At 43.8% G+C, this 20,372-nt stretch carries 17 protein-coding genes, 1 pseudogene and 1 riboswitch; of the genes and pseudogenes, 6 read left to right on the forward strand and 12 right to left on the reverse strand.

What is annotated here, in order from left to right; genetic code table 11:
• The first annotated feature begins 191 nt into the window (after positions 1-191).
• Complete coding sequence (tnpA, locus tag N773_RS20065; RefSeq protein WP_024857542.1) at positions 192-521, forward strand: IS66 family insertion sequence element accessory protein TnpA; 330 nt, start codon at positions 192-194, stop codon at positions 519-521.
• Positions 522-846: 325 nt separating this feature from the next.
• Positions 847-2,385 carry an IS1182 family transposase gene (locus tag N773_RS0109295; RefSeq protein ID WP_043537739.1) on the forward strand — a complete coding sequence of 513 codons (1,539 nt, stop codon included), beginning with the start codon at positions 847-849 and terminating at the stop codon, positions 2,383-2,385.
• A 168-nt stretch (positions 2,386-2,553) separates the two neighbouring features.
• Here N773_RS0109295 and N773_RS22590 read toward each other — a convergent pair whose 3' ends face one another.
• From N773_RS22590 to rplM, 12 genes and pseudogenes are all read right to left on the reverse strand, one after another.
• The gene (locus N773_RS22590; RefSeq protein WP_196231624.1) at positions 2,554-3,054 is read right to left on the reverse strand and encodes a hypothetical protein; all 501 of its coding nucleotides are present in this window, start codon (positions 3,052-3,054) and stop codon (positions 2,554-2,556) included.
• On the reverse strand, positions 3,014-4,891 hold the full coding sequence (locus tag N773_RS23405) for a DUF3289 family protein (protein WP_024857544.1): 1,878 nt from the start codon (positions 4,889-4,891) through the stop codon (positions 3,014-3,016). Before N773_RS23405 ends, N773_RS22590 begins: the two co-directional genes overlap by 41 nt.
• Positions 4,892-5,243: 352 nt before the next feature.
• Complete coding sequence (locus N773_RS0109310; RefSeq protein WP_024857545.1) at positions 5,244-5,783, reverse strand: hypothetical protein; 540 nt, start codon at positions 5,781-5,783, stop codon at positions 5,244-5,246.
• A pseudogene (locus N773_RS21835) lies at positions 5,773-6,003 on the reverse strand (IS66 family transposase); the annotation flags it as partial. The pseudogene N773_RS21835 and the gene N773_RS0109310, both read right to left, overlap by 11 nt.
• A 331-nt stretch (positions 6,004-6,334) precedes the next feature.
• Positions 6,335-7,873, reverse strand: a complete 1,539-nt coding sequence (locus N773_RS0109315) for an IS1182 family transposase (protein ID WP_043537851.1) — start codon at positions 7,871-7,873, stop codon at positions 6,335-6,337.
• Between the two features lie 188 nt (positions 7,874-8,061).
• On the reverse strand, positions 8,062-9,198 hold the full coding sequence (gene prfB, locus N773_RS0109320) for a peptide chain release factor 2 (RefSeq protein WP_024857546.1): 1,137 nt from the start codon (positions 9,196-9,198) through the stop codon (positions 8,062-8,064).
• 648 nt (positions 9,199-9,846) lie between these two features.
• Positions 9,847-9,947: riboswitch (THF riboswitch) on the reverse strand.
• A 20-nt stretch (positions 9,948-9,967) separates the two neighbouring features.
• A complete protein-coding gene (gene pfkA / locus N773_RS0109325) occupies positions 9,968-10,930 on the reverse strand; it encodes a 6-phosphofructokinase (RefSeq protein ID WP_024857547.1) in 963 nt (320 codons plus the stop codon).
• 182 nt (positions 10,931-11,112) lie between these two features.
• Entirely contained in the window at positions 11,113-13,050 is a 1,938-nt protein-coding gene (locus N773_RS0109330) for a protein kinase domain-containing protein (protein ID WP_024857548.1), read from the reverse strand.
• Positions 13,051-13,245: 195 nt separating this feature from the next.
• Positions 13,246-14,079 carry a glycosyltransferase gene (locus N773_RS0109335; protein WP_024857549.1) on the reverse strand — a complete coding sequence of 278 codons (834 nt, stop codon included), beginning with the start codon at positions 14,077-14,079 and terminating at the stop codon, positions 13,246-13,248.
• Positions 14,080-14,182: 103 nt separating this feature from the next.
• Positions 14,183-14,314, reverse strand: coding sequence for a hypothetical protein (locus N773_RS23265; protein WP_278245338.1), 132 nt, complete (start codon positions 14,312-14,314; stop codon positions 14,183-14,185).
• 240 nt (positions 14,315-14,554) lie between these two features.
• Positions 14,555-14,956, reverse strand: coding sequence for a 30S ribosomal protein S9 (gene rpsI, locus N773_RS0109345; protein ID WP_024857550.1), 402 nt, complete (start codon positions 14,954-14,956; stop codon positions 14,555-14,557).
• A gap of 16 nt (positions 14,957-14,972) precedes the next feature.
• Positions 14,973-15,401 (reverse strand): 50S ribosomal protein L13, encoded by a 429-nt coding sequence (rplM, locus tag N773_RS0109350; protein ID WP_024857551.1) that lies wholly within the window; start codon positions 15,399-15,401, stop codon positions 14,973-14,975.
• Between the two features lie 821 nt (positions 15,402-16,222).
• Between rplM and N773_RS0109355 the strand changes: the two genes are divergently transcribed.
• The 4 genes from N773_RS0109355 to N773_RS0109370 all read left to right on the forward strand — a co-directional run bounded on the left by N773_RS0109355 (position 16,223) and on the right by N773_RS0109370 (position 19,989).
• Positions 16,223-17,431: a hybrid sensor histidine kinase/response regulator gene (locus tag N773_RS0109355; protein ID WP_024857552.1), complete on the forward strand. Its 1,209-nt coding sequence runs from the start codon at positions 16,223-16,225 to the stop codon at positions 17,429-17,431.
• 152 nt (positions 17,432-17,583) lie between these two features.
• On the forward strand, positions 17,584-18,387 hold the full coding sequence (gene proC, locus N773_RS0109360) for a pyrroline-5-carboxylate reductase (RefSeq protein ID WP_024857553.1): 804 nt from the start codon (positions 17,584-17,586) through the stop codon (positions 18,385-18,387).
• A 47-nt stretch (positions 18,388-18,434) separates the two neighbouring features.
• On the forward strand, positions 18,435-19,055 hold the full coding sequence (locus N773_RS0109365) for a hypothetical protein (protein WP_242840372.1): 621 nt from the start codon (positions 18,435-18,437) through the stop codon (positions 19,053-19,055).
• Positions 19,056-19,095: 40 nt separating this feature from the next.
• A complete protein-coding gene (locus N773_RS0109370; RefSeq protein WP_024857555.1) occupies positions 19,096-19,989 on the forward strand; it encodes a YesL family protein in 894 nt (297 codons plus the stop codon).
• The last annotated feature ends 383 nt before the right edge of the window (positions 19,990-20,372 follow it).

Raw genomic sequence — 20,372 nt, forward strand, 5'->3', positions numbered from 1 at the left:
TCGGGGCTGATTATTATTATTCATGGCTATCCCTTTATCACACCACCGCAAAGGTAAGCATCAAACCCTCCGCACCTCCTCCGAAGTCTAATAAAGTATAATAAACTCCAAGCAACACCATGGGAAAAATTGGATAGTCCAAATTGATCCATTGAGTTCATTGGAGTAGATTAGACAAGGAGGTAACAGGGATGGACAAAACAACATCCATCACAACAGTCAAAAAAGAAATGAAGCTTCAGGAATGGGTAGCACAGATCGAAGCGCAGCAGACAAGTGGGCTGACGATCAGGGAATGGTGCGCAGAAAACTGGATCAAGCATTATGTTATTGCAAGGAAGAATTTTCTTTTCAGCTTTACCGAGAAGGGCGCACACGCAAGTACGGTGATCATGACGATGATCGAAACGGCTAAACGAAACGGTCTTGATGTGTACGGGTATCTTCTGCATCTGCTGACAGAGCTGCCGAAGTACGGTCATACTCCGACAAAAGAACAGCTTGAAGCTCTGATGCCGTGAAGCGACAGCCTGCCGGTCTTTTACACGAAAAAAGTTTAGTCAGGTAGAGTCAGTTACAATACCGGAAATGAGGCAGATCACAGCAGATTCGCAAAGAGGGACTGGAATCTCTGTTCGTCTTTTATTCTTGGTGCTAAAGCTTTTTATCTCCCCCGGTAGAACCTGGGGTTATTTACGCTAAAGAACACAAACAAAGGGGCTGTTGCAGCCCCAACAAAGAAAAAGACGCCTGACACACCAAAAAGGTAGTGCCAGGCGTCTCATTTTGTGGTATAATGTAATTGCAAATATAACATCAAACCAACGAAAGGATTGTACCACAAAAATGAGAAATTGTCAAGTGCGTCTTAACATGAATTATGAGATCTACATCGAAGAAAGCTCACCTGTCAGAGTATTGAGCAATGTTATAGATGAGATCTATCAAAAAGAAGAATACACGATAGTAAGCAAGTGGAATGGCGCCATACCCGAGGATATCATGATGAAGATACTCATCTACGGCTACATGAACGACTCTTTTTCAAGCCGTAAGATTGAACAGCTCTGCAAAAGGGATATCCATTTCATGTGGCTTCTCGATGGCTTTGGAGCTCCGGATCACAGCACTATCTCAAGATTTCGACAGAAAATGGGAGAACAGATTGAGCGTGTGTTTTACGCTGTTGTAAAGTATCTTTTGAATATGAAAGAGATAAGCGGTAAGAACCTGTTCATTGATGGCACCAAGATCGAAGCTAATGCAAACAGATATACATTCGTCTGGAAGAAGTCTGTATCCAAAAACGAACAGAAACTGCGAGTAAAACTGCCTGAGATACTTGATGAGATAAATTATGCTTATGGTGTGAGATTCCCCGAAAATACGCCAGTTTCGGATATGATCGGTACACTTTCTTCACTTATGATAAAATTTGGTATTGAACGAGTTTACGGAAAAGGACATCATAAATCATCATATCAGAAAGCACTTGAAAAGCTGGAAGGATATCGCGATAAAATGGCACAGTATGACTATTACAACAGCCTTTTTGACGGAAGGAACAGCTTTTCAAAGACAGATACCGATGCAACATTCATGCACATGAAGGAAGACCATATGAGAAACGGTCAGCTGAAACCCGGATACAACATACAGGCAGCAGTGGAAGGCGAGTATATTGTAGGTATAGACGTTTCAAGCGAACGGAGCGATGTAAATACGCTGATCCCGTTTCTGTCAAAGCTCAACGATCTGGAGCTGTTTGTATTGAAAAACATCATCTGTGATGCGGGTTATGAGAGCGAGGAGAACTATCTTTATATCAGATCACATAACATGACCTCATACATAAAACCCGTAAATTATGAGCAGAGCAAAAAGCGGAATTATCGTACAAAATACGGCAGACCCGAGAATATGGAATACCACGAAATGGGCGATATTTTCGTATGCAAAGCCGGCAGGATACTTTGGAGAGTCGGGACTAAACACGAAAAAAGCAAGACGGGATTCGTTTCCGAAAAAGCTATGTACAGATGTGAAAGCTGCGAAGGTTGTCCCTACAAACAGAACTGTACAAAAGCAAAAGGAAACAAGACGCTGTCTATATCGCATAAGTTCAAAGAACTGAGAACAGAAAGCCTGGAAAATATAACGACCGAATTCGGAAAACAGCTCAGAATGAACCGAAGCATACAGGCTGAAGGCGTATTCGGAGTGCTGAAACAGGATCATGGCTTCAGAAGATTCCTGTGCAGGGGCAAAAATAACATCAGAACTGAGTTCCTTTTGCTGGGACTTGCATACAACATAAAGAAGCATTTTGCTAAGATCTCAGAAAACCGACTTGGAATTTCTCTTTTTGAACTGAAAACGGCATAAAAACAAATAGAACAAAACACCCCCGAGTCCTCTTTTTTGAAGAGGGCTTGGGGGTGTGCGCACTGAAACAGCTTATTTCACCAGTAAATATGTTTTTTTACTCTGATGTTCGGATATGGTTAGAGGGTGCTGCGATTGCAACACCCCCTTTTATCTGGAGTCTAAGTACTATTTTTGATAAATCTTAATGTCCTCTTCCTCTGTTTCAAAGCTATACGTATATAGTGCAATCCGATTAGATTTCACATAGTGAGTAACGTAATCATCCATTTTAAAATAATTTTTGTTTTCTTCAAAGTATATTGGAAACTTGAAATCAGCAATCATAAAATTTAATGCAATATAATCAGCACCATTGTTTTCGGCATCTTCCATAATTTTATTCTGATCAATATAATCTTTGATCATAGTTTTCATTTCTTGCTGAGATATAGAGTGATTTTGTATAAAATAATACTTTTCATATCTCATATGGTTTCCACTTTTCCAAAACATAGATGTTCCTGGTATCTCAAAAATGTTTTCTTTAGATCTGTCATAATGAACATGATCATATATAATCATTACTGGTAAAAAAACTATAAGAAAAACTACTCCTACTATAAGTATTTTCTTTAGTTTTTTTTCATTAAAACTCACCCTCAAAAGGCACATAATAGTCATATACATTTATAAATGGTTTATACTTGCCATTAAATGCATCATAATGCTGTAACACAAACCAAGCTCTAAAGCCAGCTAGATTAACATATATTTTTTCGACATCAGGTTGATCCAAACCAAAGTGGTCATATAATTGAAAATGTAATACTCCATTATACGAATTACCATTTACTTCAATTGAATCTATGTTAACACTACTTCCCCATAAATCATTGATACTTAATGTCATACCACCAAACAAATAGCCCCAGTCATCTTTTGAAAATGCAATATTACTCTTTCCAGTATTTTCAATTATGTTTTGCATAGCTCTTTTAGCTTGAACAATATCTCCGTTGTTTAATTCTATTTGTTTGCAGAATTCACTTTTTACAGTCTTCACATATTCTTGTACTTGATCATCTTTGTATATTTTTTCTTTAAGCTTAGGAGAAGTATAGCAAGGCAATGATACTATTCCATCATTTGTCTGTATATTAATACTTTTCCCAGTTCCATTGATAAATTTATCAATAAGATCAGATACTATTTCACGGCCTTCTCCTGAAATTGCAAACATATCCATTAAGCCACTAAAGTCACTACATAAATAGTCCTCAGAAGAGTCAATTTGGTATTTAAATTGTTTATCGATATTCATCATCTGATCTGAACTATAATCATTTATTGTCAGGTCATCAGCAATTTCACCATCTGTGTATCCAATTCCAATTTTATGTGGTGATTGATATAATAATCCGTTTATTGAATCGTAATTTGTTGGATCAATATCTATTTTATCATTAAATCCATCCCCATCCGTATCCGGAGAATCAGCAGGAATGGTGATCGTCACAGCATGTCTGATAGCGTTAGCTGTATCCCATTTGCCGTTTACTCTTGCAGCGATCGCTACCTTGTATGTTGTGCCTGGTTTAAGAGTCTTGGGGGTAATGTAAGAGTTGGTAGTGATGTTCTGAGTCTGGGTTCTCCACTTACCTGCATAGAAAATAGCAATGCTGTATCTGTCAGCATTTTTTACTCTATCCCATGTAAATCTTCCCTGATGATACTTATCGTTGTATTCAAACTTGATATTAGTCGGATATGTTCGAGTCTGAGCGTAATTCTTCGATTTGACGATGTAAACACCATTAGCCTCATCTTTGATAAGTTGAACATTATCACCGAGAGTCAAACATTTTGTATTAATTGGTTCGCCGTCCTCTATATTTGAAGCTTCTACATATGTGTTATTTCCTTTAATTGTAAGACTTGTGCTATTATTTCCAGCGATACCAGAGTAACAGTTATCAACTATTACCCGGCTGTTTTCTATAACGATTTTGCCAGCAGTTCCAATCGAATATGAATACCAGTTAGTTTTCTTGTATATGTCATTAACATTTATATCACAACCGTTTTGTATTTTAATGTTATTTCCATATGAAATAATGCCACCATCATAACCTTTTACTGAAACCTTAAAGTTGTCAAGAATGAGATCTGTACCATGGCACCATATAGCTAGTTCATCGGATAGATTGCTGTTCTTGGTCATATTAAGTGTTCCTGTCATTGTTATACTTTCCTTTGCAAGTATAGCAGACCACCAAGATGAATCTTTAGTTTCGCCTTTGATCTCCTTAGGGTTGTCAAAGGTGAGAAGATGAATGGAAGGATCATACTTAACGGAACCTCCGTCTGAAAGTATGTCGTTCTTGTTCTCACTTGTTACCTGAGTGCTGCCGATCCATATCTGGTATGTAGTTGGGGTATCGGCTGCAAAGGCAGTAACAGGAAGCTGTGCAAAGCTGATCATAGCCACTGAAGCAACAGTCAAGATCTTTGATTTTCTCTTCATAATTTTTCTTTCCTTTCTGTCTTATCTGTTAAGTAAACTTAGTTAAATTGTTTACTTAAATATTATTTTAACAGATAATCATTTATTTGTCAATAGAATTAACGCAGAATTTATATAGTTGTTGTAGATTATGTGGATATACTATAGCGGAAAGAAGAACAGGAACATCATGTGAGATGTAGCTATGATAGTTTCACCATTCTCGTGAATATTTAGAAGTTCACTTGTATGGTTTTCAAATACCTTGGCAATCTTCTATTAAGAGATTTCACCTTAGGCGATTTTATAGTAAGCGTATAACCCCCCGCATCATAAAAGCAAACAGCCGGGCAGATAACACCCGGCTGTAACATCATATTCTGGCTTTGATTTCTCCATTTCTCTTTGCGTCCATGTATATTTCTTTGAAATCAGCTTTGCTGTTAGGACCGAATATGATCGGAATAACAGATACAAGTCCATCGGAAATGATCGCATTTTTAAATGGCAGAAGCGTTGCATCAAGCAAAGTTGGCATCGGTACATTTGTCAGCATTTCCTCCCAACTGCTGACAATGCCGTTTACAAGAAAAACAGAATTGTCATCGATCGAAATAAATACCGATCCCTTTTTCAAATGTCGCTCAATGATAAATCTGCCGGTGATGCACCCTTTCCAGCTTTTAAGTATCTCCATGTGTTCTTCGGGCAGATCCGATCGCTCAAGATAATCATCAATGATCCATGTCCGTTCCCACAAAAAGTGGGCAACCTCCACAGCATCCTGTGGGTCGATCATTCCTTGCCCGAAATAATCTTCCTCAGGAAGTATATGATATTCTCTGTTCACATAGTCAAGCAGTGGAAAAAACAGTTCATAAAACAGCTTTGCATCTTCATTACTAAGTTTCATTTTCTTCCCTCCATGGTAATAATATCGTTTCCGCAGGCTGTGAAAACAGCTCGGTCAGGTATTTCTCCGCATCAAGACCATTAGCTTGCGCAGTTGAAATTATCGAATACAGCACCGCGCTCGCTTTCGCTCCGTTGGCTGTGTTGCTGAATAGCCAGTTGCGTCTGCCGACAGCAAACGGTCTTATCGCATTCTCAGCCCTGTTGTTGTCAATAGGAAGTAAGCGTATAATTCTTGCATCATAAAGCTGAATTCTCTGAGATTTAATCAGAGGATTTTTTTTTGACGAATTCTATCTTTTTAAAAATCGTTTTTTTAATCATTATTCATTTTTTTATTTTAACTAAATTTTCTTATATAATATTTCATGAGGTCAAAAGTCAGACTTCGGATAGTAAAACAAAGGGGGTGTTGCAATCGCAGCACCCTCTAACCATATCCGAACATCAGAGTAAAAAAACATATTTACTGGTGAAATAAGCTGTTTCAGTGCGCACACCCCCAAGCCCTCTTCAAAAAAGAGGACTCGGGGGTGTAATGTTCTGCTGGTTTTATGCTGATTTCAGTTCAAAAAGAGAAATTCCAAGTCGGTTTTCTGAGATCTTAGCAAAAAGCTTCTTTATGTTGTATGCAAGTCCCAGCAAAAGGAACTCAGTTCTGATGTTATTTTTCCCCCTGCACAGGAATCTTCTGAAGCCATGATCCTGTTTCAGTACTCCGAATACGCCTTCAGCCTGTATGCTTCGGTTCATTCTGAGCTGTTTTCCGAATTCGGTCGTTATATTTTCCAGGCTTTCTGTTCTCAGTTCTTTGAACTTATGCGATATAGACAGCGTCTTGTTTCCTTTTGCTTTTGTACAGTTCTGTTTGTAGGGACAACCTTCGCAGCTTTCACATCTGTACATAGCTTTTTCGGAAACGAATCCCGTCTTGCTTTTTTCGTGTTTAGTCCCGACTCTCCAAAGTATCCTGCCGGCTTTGCATACGAAAATATCGCCCATTTCGTGGTATTCCATATTCTCGGGTCTGCCGTATTTTGTACGATAATTCCGCTTTTTGCTCTGCTCATAATTTACGGGTTTTATGTATGAGGTCATGTTATGTGATCTGAGATAAAGATAGTTCTCCTCGCTCTCATAACCCGCATCACAGATGATGTTTTTCAATACAAACAGCTCCAGATCGTTGAGCTTTGACAGAAACGGGATCAGCGTATTTACATCGCTCCGTTCGCTTGAAACGTCTATACCTACAATATACTCGCCTTCCACTGCTGCCTGTATGTTGTATCCGGGTTTCAGCTGACCGTTTCTCATATGGTCTTCCTTCATGTGCATGAATGTTGCATCGGTATCTGTCTTTGAAAAGCTGTTTCTTCCGTCAAAAAGGCTGTTATATTGTTCGTACTGCTGTATTTTCTGCTGATATCCCTCAAGCTTTTCAAGTGCTTTCTGATATACTGATTTATGATGTCCTTTTCCGTAAACTCGTTCAATACCAAATTTTATCATAAGTGAAGAAAGTGTACCGATCATATCCGAAACTGGCGTATTTTCGGGGAATCTCACACCATAAGCATAATTTATCTCATCAAGTATCTCAGGCAGTTTTGCTCGCAGTTTCTGTTCGTTTTTGGATACAGACTTCTTCCAGACGAATGTATATCTGTTTGCATTAGCTTCGATCTTGGTGCCATCAATGAACAGGTTCTTACCGCTTATCTCTTTCATATTCAAAAGATACTTTACAACAGCGTAAAACACACGATCGATCTGTTCTCCCATTTTCTGTCGAAATCTTGAGATAGTGCTGTGATCCGGAGCTCCAAAGCCATCGAGAAGCCACATGAAATGGATATCCCTTTTGCAGAGCTGTTCAATCTTACGGCTTGAAAAAGAGTCGTTCATGTAGCCGTAGATGAGTATCTTCATCATGATATCCTCGGGTATGGCGCCATTCCACTTGCTTACTATCGTGTATTCTTCTTTTTGATAGATCTCATCTATAACATTGCTCAATACTCTGACAGGTGAGCTTTCTTCGATGTAGATCTCATAATTCATGTTAAGACGCACTTGACAATTTCTCATTTTTGTGGTACAATCCTTTCGTTGGTTTGATGTTATATTTGCAATTACATTATACCACAAAATGAGACGCCTGGCACTACCTTTTTGGTGTGTCAGGCGTCTTTTTCTTTGTTGGGGCTGCAACAGCCCCCTCAATAATAATCATATATTTTCTTATATACCCAGCCCAAAGGGGCTGTTTATTTTTTTCAGTTCTTCTCGATCTTGCCGAGTGAGAGGGCTTTCAGGTAGGCGTTGATGAAGCCATCGAGGTCGCCGTCCATTACAGCCTTGACGTTGTTATACTCATATCCTGTACGGAGATCCTTTACAAGGGTATAGGGCATGAAAACGTAGGAACGAATCTGCGAACCCCATGCTATCTCCTTCTGTACGCCCTTGATATCTTCGATCTTTTCGAGGTGTTCTCTCTCCTTGATCTCGATCAGCTTTGCTTTCAGCATTTTCATAGCGTAGTCCTTGTTCTGGAACTGTGAACGCTGAGTCTGGCAGGCTGTAACAATACCTGTGGGCTTGTGTATCAGTCTTACCGCAGAGGAAGTCTTGTTGATGTGCTGTCCGCCCGCGCCGCTTGCACGGTAAACTTCCATCTCGATATCCTCGGGTCTGATCTCAACTTCGATATTATCATCGAGTTCGGGCATTACTTCAACCGCAGAGAATGATGTGTGTCTGCTTCCGGAGCTGTCAAAAGGCGAAATGCGGACAAGTCTATGTATGCCTGATTCGCTTTTCAGATATCCGTAAGCGTTTTCGCCCTCGATGAACATGGAGCAGCTCTTTATACCTGCGTCACCGCCCTCGAGTATATCCATTATCTTAGCGCTGAAGCCGTGGGAATCTGCCCATTTGGTGTACATTCTGATGAGCATTTCAGTCCAGTCCTGAGCCTCGGTTCCGCCTGCGCCTGCGTGGAAGTTCAGGATCGCATTGCTGTGGTCATACTCGCCTGTCAGCAGAGTTTCCAGGGATGCCGCATCAAGATCGGCTTTCAGCTTGTCAAGCTCAGCCTTGATCTCTTCGACCAGTTCTGCCTGAGTATCCTCGTCCTCTTCGGCAGCCATCTCTATCATTACCTCGATATCATCGGCAGCACCGTTGAACTTGTTATAACGCTCTACCTTGCCTTCAAGGTTCCTTGTCTGCTGCAGAACTACCTGTGATTTCTCGGGGTCATCCCAGAATCCGGGTTCTGCTGCCTTTTCGTGAAGCTCTTCTATCTTCTCGGCTGCATTCTCGATATCGTAAACATCGTGCAGCTCCTTTATCATCGGACGGCAGGCTTCAAGCTCCGATCTAAGGTTCTCTAAAAAAACAACTGCCATTATCTTTACTCCTTCATAAAAAAATACATACACATATATTATATATCATTTTCCCGGAATTGTAAAGCCCCCACGCAAAATTTTTTCAGCCTCTGCCCTGTTTTGTATGACAGGACCTCACAAACCGAAAAACGGCTACAGCGCTAATGCGCCGCAGCCGCCATTTTTTGGATGCGTCCGTGCTTATTACCCTGCACTATGACATATCCCCGCCTTTATAAAAGCATACTTCCCCAAGTACACCTATATTATAACGTTTTCGCAGTTATTTGTCAATAACCGCTCCGTTTACGTAATAGTTTTAACTTATATTTATTTGCTGCAAAAACAATACCTTGGGGAGAAAATGGTTTCTCATAACTGTTTATACTGCTCTTTTTTCAGGGCAGGAATATTGCAGAATGCACAAGTCGGGCAAAGTTCTTTTTCGTAAACGGTTTCGATTTTTCGTTTAAAGGTTCACAATAAGTTTACAAATAAAAATGACATCAGAATACTACGATACCTGCACAGTATTCTCAGGACTTTCAGCTGATTTGAAACGTCCCTGTAATTACGAAAAAGCTCCTCATAAACATCTCTCCTTATCATGCAAGTCGATGACATGCGGATAAGTGAAACGTTTATGAAAAGCTTCTAAATCACATATTCAGCGGGATGCGAATACCGAACTGCATGGCTCTCGCCCTTTCGTTTCCACGGCAACTTCCCTTCCGCGGAACACTTAACGCTCGGTATCCTTCTCTGTATATGTCCGTATCCTGTTTTATCAGAACGCAGTTTCGTTCAGTATCTTGTAAAGTTCGTCCTCGAAAGGCTTCTTCATGGACAGTGCTTCCTGAATATCAACGTCATAGACCTTGTTATCCTTCATGCCGACAACTCTGTTGCCGATGCCCTTTTCAAGCAGTTCAACAGCGTGATAGCCCATCTGTGTAGCAACGACTCTGTCGCGAACGGTAGGAGAGCCGCCTCTCTGTACGTGACCCAGGATAGTTGCTCTGGTCTCAACGCCTGTCTTCTCGCTGATGATCTTAGTGATCTCGTCGGTCTTGCCAACGCCCTCAGCTACTACTACAACGAAGTGGTTCTTGCCGTTCTTAATTGTATTCTTGATCTTTTCGCAGATAGCATCGATGTCATAATCCTCTTCGGGAGTGATAACAGCCTCAGCACCAACAGCCAGACCAACGTTTATTGCTATGTAGCCTGCGTTTCTGCCCATTACCTCAACAACAGAGCATCTGTCGTGGGACTGTGCAGTATCCTTGATCTTGTCGATCATTTCCATAGCAGTATTCATAGCGGTATCATAACCGATAGTATACTCTGTGCATGAGATATCGTTGTCGATAGTGCCGGGAAGACCTATGCAGGGGATACCCATTGCTGAAAGGTCAGCTGCGCCTCTGAAAGAGCCGTCTCCGCCGATAACAACGATGCCATCCAGACCAAGTTCCTTGCACTTGTCTCTGCCCTTGGCTACGCCTTCCTTATTTCTGAATTCGGGGCATCTTGCTGTGTAAAGACAAGTGCCGCCTCTCTGGATAATGCCTGATACAGATCTTGCGTTCATCTCAAAGACTTCACCGTTCAGCAGACCGTTGTATCCGCGCTGGATACCAACTACTTCCATGCCCCTCTGCAGAGCTGCTCTGCAAACTGCTCTGACAGCTGCATTCATTCCGGGAGCATCGCCGCCGCTTGTAAGAACGCCGATTTTCTTTGCCATAAAATATACCTCCAAATTCGGGCTGTTTGTCCATTATATGCCCTTTTCTTCTCAATTTTCCAAATCTAAGAATAACACAAAGCCCTCGGAATGTCAAGGGCTTTGTGCACGTTTTCACATTTTTTCAAAAACGTTTTAGATGAAGTTCATTATTTAATGCAATATTCCGAAAACGTTTGATATCAGTAGAACACAACTCCGCCGTTATTGTCGCCGCCATCGTTCTGATTCTCCGTATTTTCGGGCTGATCGACGTTTGATGTGTCATCAGAGTTTACTGGTGGATCTACGTGGGGAGCCCATGGATCCTGTACCTCAACGCCTATCTGATCTGACTTTGAAGAGTCATCGCTGCTGTCATCAGGTGATTTTGCCTTGGTTGTAGTCTCGGGCGGTCTGCCAAGGCTGATCGTTACAGTGAGGATATCACCATCCTCGATATTTATCCAGCCGCCTGCAGGTATGCTTGTCTTGGATACCAAACCATAAGGCACCGACTTGCTGTAATCTTCGGCAACACTGTACTTGATGTTCAGGCTGTCAAGCAGGCTGAGATATTCGCTCTTGGAATAATTAGTGCAGTCAGGTACAGGTATTACAGAAGGTCCAGCGCACACTTCCAGAACCAGTTCGTTCTTCCTCTTGGGATCGTAATCTGTTCCCTCGGGGATGCTCTGGCTCTTTACGTAGCCGCGGTCGTCATCGTCAGAGTAGTAATACTTCGGCTTCAGGGTGAACTCGTCGCCCATCTTCTTTTCGACTTCTGTATAGTACAGACCGACCAGATTCGGCATTATAGAACCTCTGCCGTACTCGGTATCATCATCATCAGACTTAGCTTCGGTGGTGATCGTAGCAGTGCCGTAATCGTAGCTGTCCTCTTCCTCACTGTCGGAGATCTCTTCCTTGGGAGCTCGGGATACCGCATTTGCATTCTCATCGGGCGGAGCAAAAAGCTGTGTCATAAGATATATTCCTATCACCAGCAGGACGCCCAGCACGCAGATACCGACTATTGTTGCCATACGGCTGCTCTTCTTTGCAGGTCTTCTGCGCTGATACTCTTCCTCTTCGTCCTCCTCATCGCGATAGCGTCTTTCATCGCGTGGGATATGCTGTATCGGGATAGTCTGTGTAGAGCCCTTGGGGTGCTCTATCCTCGAAGGCTGTTCAAACAGACCTGAGACCAGTTCGGTAACGGTCTGTGTTCTCTCCTCGCCGCGTACAGCCATAGCCTGTGCCAGCGCATCGGAGATATGCAGGGGTATACGCGGATTTATGCGTGAAGCCTCCATCAGCGTATCATTGTGTATCCTCGTATTAGCATCAAGGGGCATATTGCCCGTGAGTATGCGGTAGATGACAGCAGCCACCGCATAGACGTCAGTCCATGTACCCTGCCACTGCAGTGATGAATACTGCTCGGGTGCGGTATAACCCGAATAGAACTCAGGCATCATGCCTGTATTCGATGTTCTTATCGAGCTTATGCAGAAGCCTGTGAGCTTCAGCTCGCCATCGGTAGTAACTATTATATTCTCAGGGGAGATACCTCTGTGGATTATCCCTGCGTTGTGGATTATATTCAGCGTAGTGAACAGGGGCACGAAGAGTTTCTTTACCTGCTCCCATGTGAGGAATCCCTTGTTCGACTGCAAGAATTTCTTCAGCGACACACCCTCAACATATTCGAGAATAACATAGGTAGTATTGTTCTCGGCGAACATATCCTTTGCCGTGACGATATGGGTGAGGTTCCTCATTCTTGAAAGCACCTTGTTCATATCGGCAAATTCTGACATGAATGTCTTATACTTCGCCAGACAGTCCCTGTTAACGTTGAGAGTCAGTCCATCGGGCGCTCTCTCGCACAGTGTATCAGGCATATATTCACGACAGACGCATTTGCATTTGCCGACCATATCATAACATATATACGAAGCGCCCTCGCCATTATATGAGAGCATCTTGCCTATGACATATCTGTTATCCAGCACCGTTCTGGGTGCCAGATAAGCCTGTAAATGGGGGATATCGTCCGTATAACTGCAATAATGGCAGTGTCCGTCCGCTCCCAGCTCGTTCATGCAGCCCATGCACAGCTTGACACTCGGCTCCATAGCGAACCTCCTTACTTTCAGATCGGCGTTATCAGCGCCGTTTACTTTCCCATTGATAAGTCCCGCGAAACTCTTTCCCGGGACGCTTCAATAATATTACCAACTTTTCTTTTCAAAGTCAAGGGATTTTCCTTAACTGTACTTGTTGTGAAACAATTTGTATTATTTCTGTAAGAACTGAACGTTTCTGCGTAATCATCTCAACAGTTTCTTGTAAAATCTTCCGGTCAGCGATGATGGCAGCAGGAACATCACGAGCTGCGCAGCAGTGGTAACGGTGAAGTCCCACAGTCCCGAAAATCCCGAGCGATAGATCTTCCAGCGCACCGCTATGAAGCTCCTGGTATTTGCCCAGTTGCGGCGTCTGTCATAGTTTCCGCCGTTGACGCGGTATCTCACCAGCACCTTGGGGATATTTCTTCCCACAGCACCCGCAGCCAGCATACGCACAACGAAATCGTAGTCCTCGCAGCGCCTTACCGTCGTGTAGCCGCCTATTTTCTCGACCCATGACTTTTTATACACCAGCGTGGGATTATTGAATGGGTTTCTGCGCCTAGCGTACTTCCGTATCGCAGAATCACCGGTGGGTGTCTTCCTGACAGCTATCTCTTCACCCGTGTCGCTGTCAAACTCGCTTATATAAGCGCCCAGCATATCGACCCCGGGGTGCTTCGCCATCATATACATGGAGAGCTCACAGCGTTCGGGCAGAGCGATATCATCCGAGTCCATCTTTACGATATACTCGTTCCTGCACATTTTAAGTCCTTCGTTGGCGCAGTAGCCCACTCCCATATTCTCTGGCAGGCGCAGCACGCGGAAGCACTCATGCTTATGCTCATACTCACTGATAACATTATCCAGTTCCTTGGTAAGCGGGCCATCGCAGACCAGCACGAAATCATCGGGCGCAAAGGTCTGTTCAAGCATACTATCGATACATTCTCTAAGGAACTCAGGTTTTTCTCCCTTATACACGGACATCAGCACGCTGTATTCGGGCAGCCTGACACCATCTTTCTCCATTTCTCACACCTCCGCGGTGTCACATATATAGTTATTGTAACATTTTTCTTGGGTTTTGTCAACACAAAAGAACAAAACAGCGAAAAATGCAACGAAGAAACCTTTATATCATATCTGAAAAAGAACAGATCGCATCAAGAAGAGGTTCGGGCTTTTCGGGATCTATCAATAAAATATCATGGATGATATCACCGTTTTGAAAAAGCCTGATACCTGCGGCAATGCCGTCGATCACAGTGCCTTTGTTTTCAAAACGCTCTATTGAAGTAACATAATTGGCATATTCGGAAAGAGTGTTTATAATGTTGGGGGCAGGAAATACACATTTACAGGCGATGTAATTGCTCCTAAGTATGTGATAATATTTTCTATTACTTGCTGCTTATCCATATATTTTTTCTTTATTATACAAATAAGGCATCCACCAAACGATGAATGCCTTGATATGCTTTGAAGTATTCTGATAGAGATATGATTATCTCTTTGAGAACTGAGGTGCGCGACGAGCAGCCTTCAGACCGTACTTCTTTCTTTCCTTCATTCTGGGGTCACGAGTGAGGAAGCCTTCCTTCTTCAGGAGAGGTCTGAACTCATCGCTAGCCTGGAGCAGAGCTCTGGAAATACCGTGTCTGATTGCGCCTGCCTGACCTGTAACACCGCCGCCTGTAACAGTGCAAACGATGTCATACTTGTCAACAGTATCAGTAACAGCGAAAGGCTGACGAACGATCAGCTTGAGTGTCTCAAGGCCGAAATAATCGTCGATGTCTCTGCCGTTGATAGTAACCTTACCTGTACCCTCGTAAACACGAACGCGGGCAACAGAGTGCTTTCTTCTGCCTGTGCCATAGAAATATGGCTGCTTGGATTCGTACATTCTGATTGCTCCTTTCTTACAGCTCGTACTTTTCGGGCTTCTGTGCAGCATTGTTATGCTCAGCACCCTTATAAACTCTCAGTCTCTTTGCAGCAGCTCTGCCAAGAGTGTTGTTGGGGAGCATACCCTCAACAGCTATTGTCATAGCTCTGTCGGACTGCTCAGCCATCAGCTTGTCATAGCCGATCTCCTTCAGACCGCCTATCCAACCGGTGTGGTGGTAGAACTTCTTCTGCTGGAGCTTCTTACCTGTGAGAACAGCCTTGTCGCTGTTGATGATGATTACGTGGTCGCCGCAGTCAGCGTGAGGTGCATAAGTAGGCTTATGCTTACCACGAAGAATAGTAGCTGCCTTAGCAGCAACTCTACCGAGGGACTGACCCTCAGCGTCGATGATATACCACTTGCGGGTGATGTCCGCAGCCTTGGGCATATAAGTAGACATATCGTATCCTCCTTAAAATATCGTGTACGGTAAAAACCGTTCTATCTGCCCGACGGCGCACGCAAGACAGCCCTCGGGATTCGCAACGTAAGCTATTATACAACATCTTTCCGTCAATGTCAATAGTCAATACGCCGAATTTTTAATTTATATCCCTCATTCTCTTGATTTCTCTTTAAATCTCTTTGTTTTTCTCGATTTCTCGTTTACCGTTTCATTTTTCGTTCACAGGTAAAAATGCACAGTATATGGGGAGATTTCGGGTGTTTTTTACGGTGAATATAGCTTGTTGGTAAGGGTGGGTCTTTGTCTGATATTGTCTTACTGTGTGCTTTATCTGCTTTTAATTATATGTACTGCGGTGGACAGTGTCGCCCCTTGCGGGTCGAGCCGTCAAAGAACAGCGACTGCGTCGGCTGTGGCTTCGCTGTTTGACGACGGGCGCGGGCAATATATACGGACTTAGTTTGTGCGGGGTATGGGTTTGTTCACGCTCTGAGATTTGAGATTACCCGCGCCTATGGGGTCGGGAGATAGTCTGCTACTGCTTTGATTGTTGCTACGTCGCTTTTGTGCCTTGACCGAGAGGCTCTGCCCTCAACAGTCAGCTTTGCTGATTGTGGCTCCCCGCAAGCCTTTCGCGAAAGACTTGACTCAAAGCTCTCCTCCTTGGCATTCTATCCTAAGTACAGCTACGTTATCTTCACCAACAATAATTATGAATTATGCATTATGAATTATGAATTGAACAAAAATTTTCCTCTTTACATTTACTTAATAATGTGTTATAATAGTATAAATATTTTGGAGGGGGTGCTTGTTTGCATACCGAGGAGGAGTATCTGGCTGCGGTAAAAGAGATCGCTGAGCTGAAAGGTGAGTTGTCACGGGCTCGCAGGAACTATGAAGCGGTCACGGATCATATGTCGCGTATCAGCCATGATATACGTACACCCATGAATTCTATTATCGGGCTTGCAAAACTTGGTGAAGAAGAGAGCAGCGGCAGGGCTGTAAAGGAGTATTTCGGAAAGATAAGGGAATCTGCCGAGTATCAGCTGGAGATACTGGGCGATGTGCTCGATATGGCTAGGATAGAGAGCGGACAGTTCACTCTTTATCCCGAGGCTTATTCACTTGAAACTCTGGCGGAGACACTTACATCTATGACAGCTCCGCTGGCTGAACAGAAAGGTATCACATTCTCGGCTGAATTCCATGATATCTTTGCGGATACACTGGTGCTGGACAAGCTGAGGCTCAGGCAGATACTTATGAACCTGCTTTCCAATGCCGTGAAGTTCACGCCCGAAAAAGGCAAGGTGATGCTGACAGTATCCCAGATGGCGGCGGGCAACGGCAGGGTGAGGACAGTATTTACCGTTAAGGACAACGGCATAGGTATGTCCGAAGAGTTCACAAAGAATATGTTCAAGCCTTTCACTCAGGAGAGGACAGCCGCAACTGCCGAGATACAGGGCTCGGGTCTTGGACTTTCCATAGTCAAGAACCTTGTGGATCTGATGGGCGGAGATATCCGTGTGAAATCGCAGATCGGCGTGGGAACGGAATTTATTGTCGAGATCGACTGCGAACCGGCATCGGGCGGTAAGGCTAACGATAAGAACGCAGATATGAGCTATGATTTCAGCGGAAAGCGTGCCCTGGTGGTGGATGACCATTCCATCAACCGCATACTCGAAGTCAAACTGCTGAAACGTGTCGGCTTTGAGACCGACTCAGCCGCCAACGGCTATGAGTGCCTGAAAAAGTTCATTGCATCGGAGATCGGATATTACGATGTGATACTCATGGACGTTAAAATGCCTGTTATGGACGGACTTGAAGCCGCAGGCAAGATACGCGCCTTAGAGCGTACAGACAGCGCAAAGGTCAAGATGATAGCCATGAGCGCGAACTCATATCCCGAAGATATGGAAAGGTCGAAAGAGGCAGGCATGGATATCCATATAGCTAAGCCTGTTATACCCTCGGTGCTTTATTCAGAGCTTGCCGGGCTGCTGAGATGATATTCTGACACTTCTGCACAAACGCAGGAGTGTCTTTTTATATCATGTGCCGCAGTCGGCAGAATTGAGGTTTTTTCATAAAATGTACTTGAAATATGGCATGAAGCGTGATATAATAAGTACATCTATTTTTTGAATGGAAGTGTGACATAATGAGTTATAAAGTAGGATTCATCGGCGCAGGCAATATGGGCAGCGCTATAATGAAAGGTATCCTCGGCAGCAGCATGAGCAGCGAGATCGAGCTTTACGCATACGACAGCAGCGAGGCAGCTGAGGAAAGAGCTAAGGCTATGGGCGTTAAGGGTCTTGAAAGCGAAGCAGAGCTCACTGCAAAGTGCGACTGCGTATTTCTTGCCATAAAGCCCCAGCAGCTGGACGAAGTTCTTGCGAAGATAAAGAATGAAGTAACCAAGGATAAGGTGATAGTATCCATATGCGCAGGTGTTACCGATGATAATATCGCTTCAAAGACCATCGAGGGCGCAAAGGTAGTTATGGTAATGCCGAACACTCCTCTGCTGCTTGGCGAGGGCGCTACCGCTCTTGCAAAGTCCGACAGCGTTACCGAAGAAGAGTTCGCACTGGTTTGCAGGATATTCGGTTCATGCGGTATCTACTCGGTACTGCCCAAGGATAAGATGAAAGAGGTCATCGCCATAAACGGTTCTTCACCCGCTTTCATTTACCTCTATGCACAGTGCTTCATCGACTACGCAAAGAGCGTGGGCATCGATGAAAAGGCTGCTACCGACCTTTTTGCAAAGTCGCTGATAGGCTCTGCAAAGATGATAACCGACAGCGGCAAAACTCTTGATGAGCTGATAACCATGGTATCATCAAAGGGCGGCACCACCATCGCAGGTCTTGAAAAGCTGAGAGCAAACAACATCGAAAAAGCAGTAAAGGAATGCTGCGAAGCCTGCACCAACAGAGCTTACGAGCTGGCAAAATAATACAGGAATAAACTTCCCGCGGGGGACATAGTATTATTATCGAGGTGATGATGATGCAGACGAGCCCCTGCAGGACAGATGAAAACAGAGCAAGATACGGCACAGGTGTGTTCGCATTCATGTGCGGAGCAACGCTGACAGGTGTGCTCATCGGGACGATGTGCTTCTGCCTTTCGGCTGATACACAGGCGAGCAGACTTTTCCTGCCTTCGGGCGGGATGAAAAGCCTTTTGCAAAACGACCCCGGAAGTGTCATGGCGGGCTCTTTGCTGGGGAGCACGGTGTTCCTGCTGGGACTGGCAATTGCGGGTCTATGTGCGGTGGGACAGCCTTTCGCTGTTCTGCTCATCATGCTGAGAGGTATGGGCATCGGTCATAAAGCCGCACAGCTTTACAGTACCGCAGGCAAGGGAGATATGCTGTATGCAGCAGGACTATTCCTGCCCGGTGCAGTGATATCGGCACTGGCACTTGCATTGGCTGCGAGAGAGGCTCTCAGCTTGTCGAATATCTACCTGCGGCTCACACTGTCAGGCGGACGAGGATATGACCCCTCGGGTGCAGTGAAACTCTACGGGACAAAACTGCTGGTAGTGGAAGCTATGCTGGCACTGGCGGCAGGGGCTGATACTATCTGCTGTTATTTGTTTTCAGGAAAGCTTATCTGACAGCAAGGTCTGTCAGGACATAAAAATCAAGGAGAGTAAAATGGGATTTTTCGGAAATTACGATACGCCCGGAAGAGGAGTTCTGAAAACGCCTCACGAAAAGCGTCCGTTCTTCAAATTCTGGGAGGTATATTTCAGGCATATGTGGCAGCTTATGGGGCTTAATCTGGTGTACTTCCTGTTTACGGTACCGCTGTTCGCCATGCTGGTGCTGCTGACATATACAGGAAATATGAAATGGCTGCTTCTGTTGCTTATATCGGGCATAATAGGGCCTGCAACTGCGGCTATGACAAGGGTAGCACGCAACTATTCGCAGGAAAGACCAACGTTCATGCTGCATGATTTTCGCAAGGCGTTCAAAAAGAACCTGAAACAGGGGCTTGTGATGGGATATATCGACTCGATAGTCATTGTCAGCTTTCTCTTTGGCGTACCGATGTACAACCGTATGGCACAGGAAAACAGTATCATGTATGTACCATATGTCCTGTCACTTTCGTGTATGCTGGTGTTCTTCATGATGCACTTCTACATCTATCAGATGATGTGTTCGACTAACCTGACCATGAAGCAGATACTCCGCAACGCACTGTTTCTCGTGCCACTGGGTCTTAAAAACACCATATACACTCTGGTGGTGTCGCTGCTGGTGATAGCATTCAACTATATAGTACTCATAATGCCATCTACCATGCCTGTTGGAGTTACTCTGCTGATGTTCTTCCCGTATGCGTTCCTCACATTCGTAGCGTGCTTCAATTGTTATCCCGTGATACGCAAGAACGTTATACAGCCTTATTATGATAAGACAGGCGAGAAAAACCCCGAGGAAGAAGACGCAGATGCAGAGGAAGCACTGTTTGAGGATAAGGCAGCCGAAGAAGAAGCTGTGCCTTTACAGAAAAAGTCAAAGCCAAAGGTGATCAAGTAATTTGCGGCAAATTTACCATAAATTAAATAACAGCGATACGAGCGTATGCAGAACTGATGCATACGCTCTTTCCATTCGTGTTTATAAACCGCCTGTGCCGTACCCAGTACCATGATAAGATATCTGCATCGGGGACCTGATATCCTCCATGAGTATCTCCTGCTATCGCACATAAATTTTACTATCAGATATTTTTTCTCCAAAAGTGTAACCTTGTTCTGATCTCTACCGTCTTATTTACAGAGAGACATAAATACCGATCGGCAAATGCAGTAAAGTAAGAACAAAAGATTAGTAATAAAATAGAGAGGTCGGTGCGCCGAAAAAAAATATTTTCAAAAAAGTGTAACCCTGTTAAGACTTCAGCCGTCTTATTTACAGAA

This window comes from Ruminococcus albus AD2013 (assembly GCF_000526775.1).
Lineage (GTDB): Bacteria > Bacillota > Clostridia > Oscillospirales > Ruminococcaceae > Hominimerdicola > Hominimerdicola alba_A.

Excerpts from the sequence above, each read along its gene's own strand:
- rplM (WP_024857551.1), bottom strand. The coding sequence starts at position 15,401 with ATGTCTACTTATATGCCCAAGGCTGCGGACATCACCCGCAAGTGGTAT.
- tnpA (WP_024857542.1), top strand. The coding sequence starts at position 192 with ATGGACAAAACAACATCCATCACAACAGTCAAAAAAGAAATGAAGCTT.
- N773_RS23405 (WP_024857544.1), bottom strand. The coding sequence starts at position 4,891 with ATGAAGAGAAAATCAAAGATCTTGACTGTTGCTTCAGTGGCTATGATC.
- proC (WP_024857553.1), top strand. The coding sequence starts at position 17,584 with ATGAGTTATAAAGTAGGATTCATCGGCGCAGGCAATATGGGCAGCGCT.
- N773_RS0109315 (WP_043537851.1), bottom strand. The coding sequence starts at position 7,873 with ATGAGAAATTGTCAAGTGCGTCTTAACATGAATTATGAGATCTACATC.
- rpsI (WP_024857550.1), bottom strand. The coding sequence starts at position 14,956 with ATGTACGAATCCAAGCAGCCATATTTCTATGGCACAGGCAGAAGAAAG.
- pfkA (WP_024857547.1), bottom strand. The coding sequence starts at position 10,930 with ATGGCAAAGAAAATCGGCGTTCTTACAAGCGGCGGCGATGCTCCCGGA.
- N773_RS0109295 (WP_043537739.1), top strand. The coding sequence starts at position 847 with ATGAGAAATTGTCAAGTGCGTCTTAACATGAATTATGAGATCTACATC.
- N773_RS0109365 (WP_242840372.1), top strand. The coding sequence starts at position 18,435 with ATGATGATGCAGACGAGCCCCTGCAGGACAGATGAAAACAGAGCAAGA.
- N773_RS0109335 (WP_024857549.1), bottom strand. The coding sequence starts at position 14,079 with ATGGAGAAAGATGGTGTCAGGCTGCCCGAATACAGCGTGCTGATGTCC.
- N773_RS0109370 (WP_024857555.1), top strand. The coding sequence starts at position 19,096 with ATGGGATTTTTCGGAAATTACGATACGCCCGGAAGAGGAGTTCTGAAA.
- prfB (WP_024857546.1), bottom strand. The coding sequence starts at position 9,198 with ATGGCAGTTGTTTTTTTAGAGAACCTTAGATCGGAGCTTGAAGCCTGC.
- N773_RS0109310 (WP_024857545.1), bottom strand. The coding sequence starts at position 5,783 with ATGAAACTTAGTAATGAAGATGCAAAGCTGTTTTATGAACTGTTTTTT.
- N773_RS22590 (WP_196231624.1), bottom strand. The coding sequence starts at position 3,054 with ATGTATATGACTATTATGTGCCTTTTGAGGGTGAGTTTTAATGAAAAA.
- N773_RS0109330 (WP_024857548.1), bottom strand. The coding sequence starts at position 13,050 with ATGGAGCCGAGTGTCAAGCTGTGCATGGGCTGCATGAACGAGCTGGGA.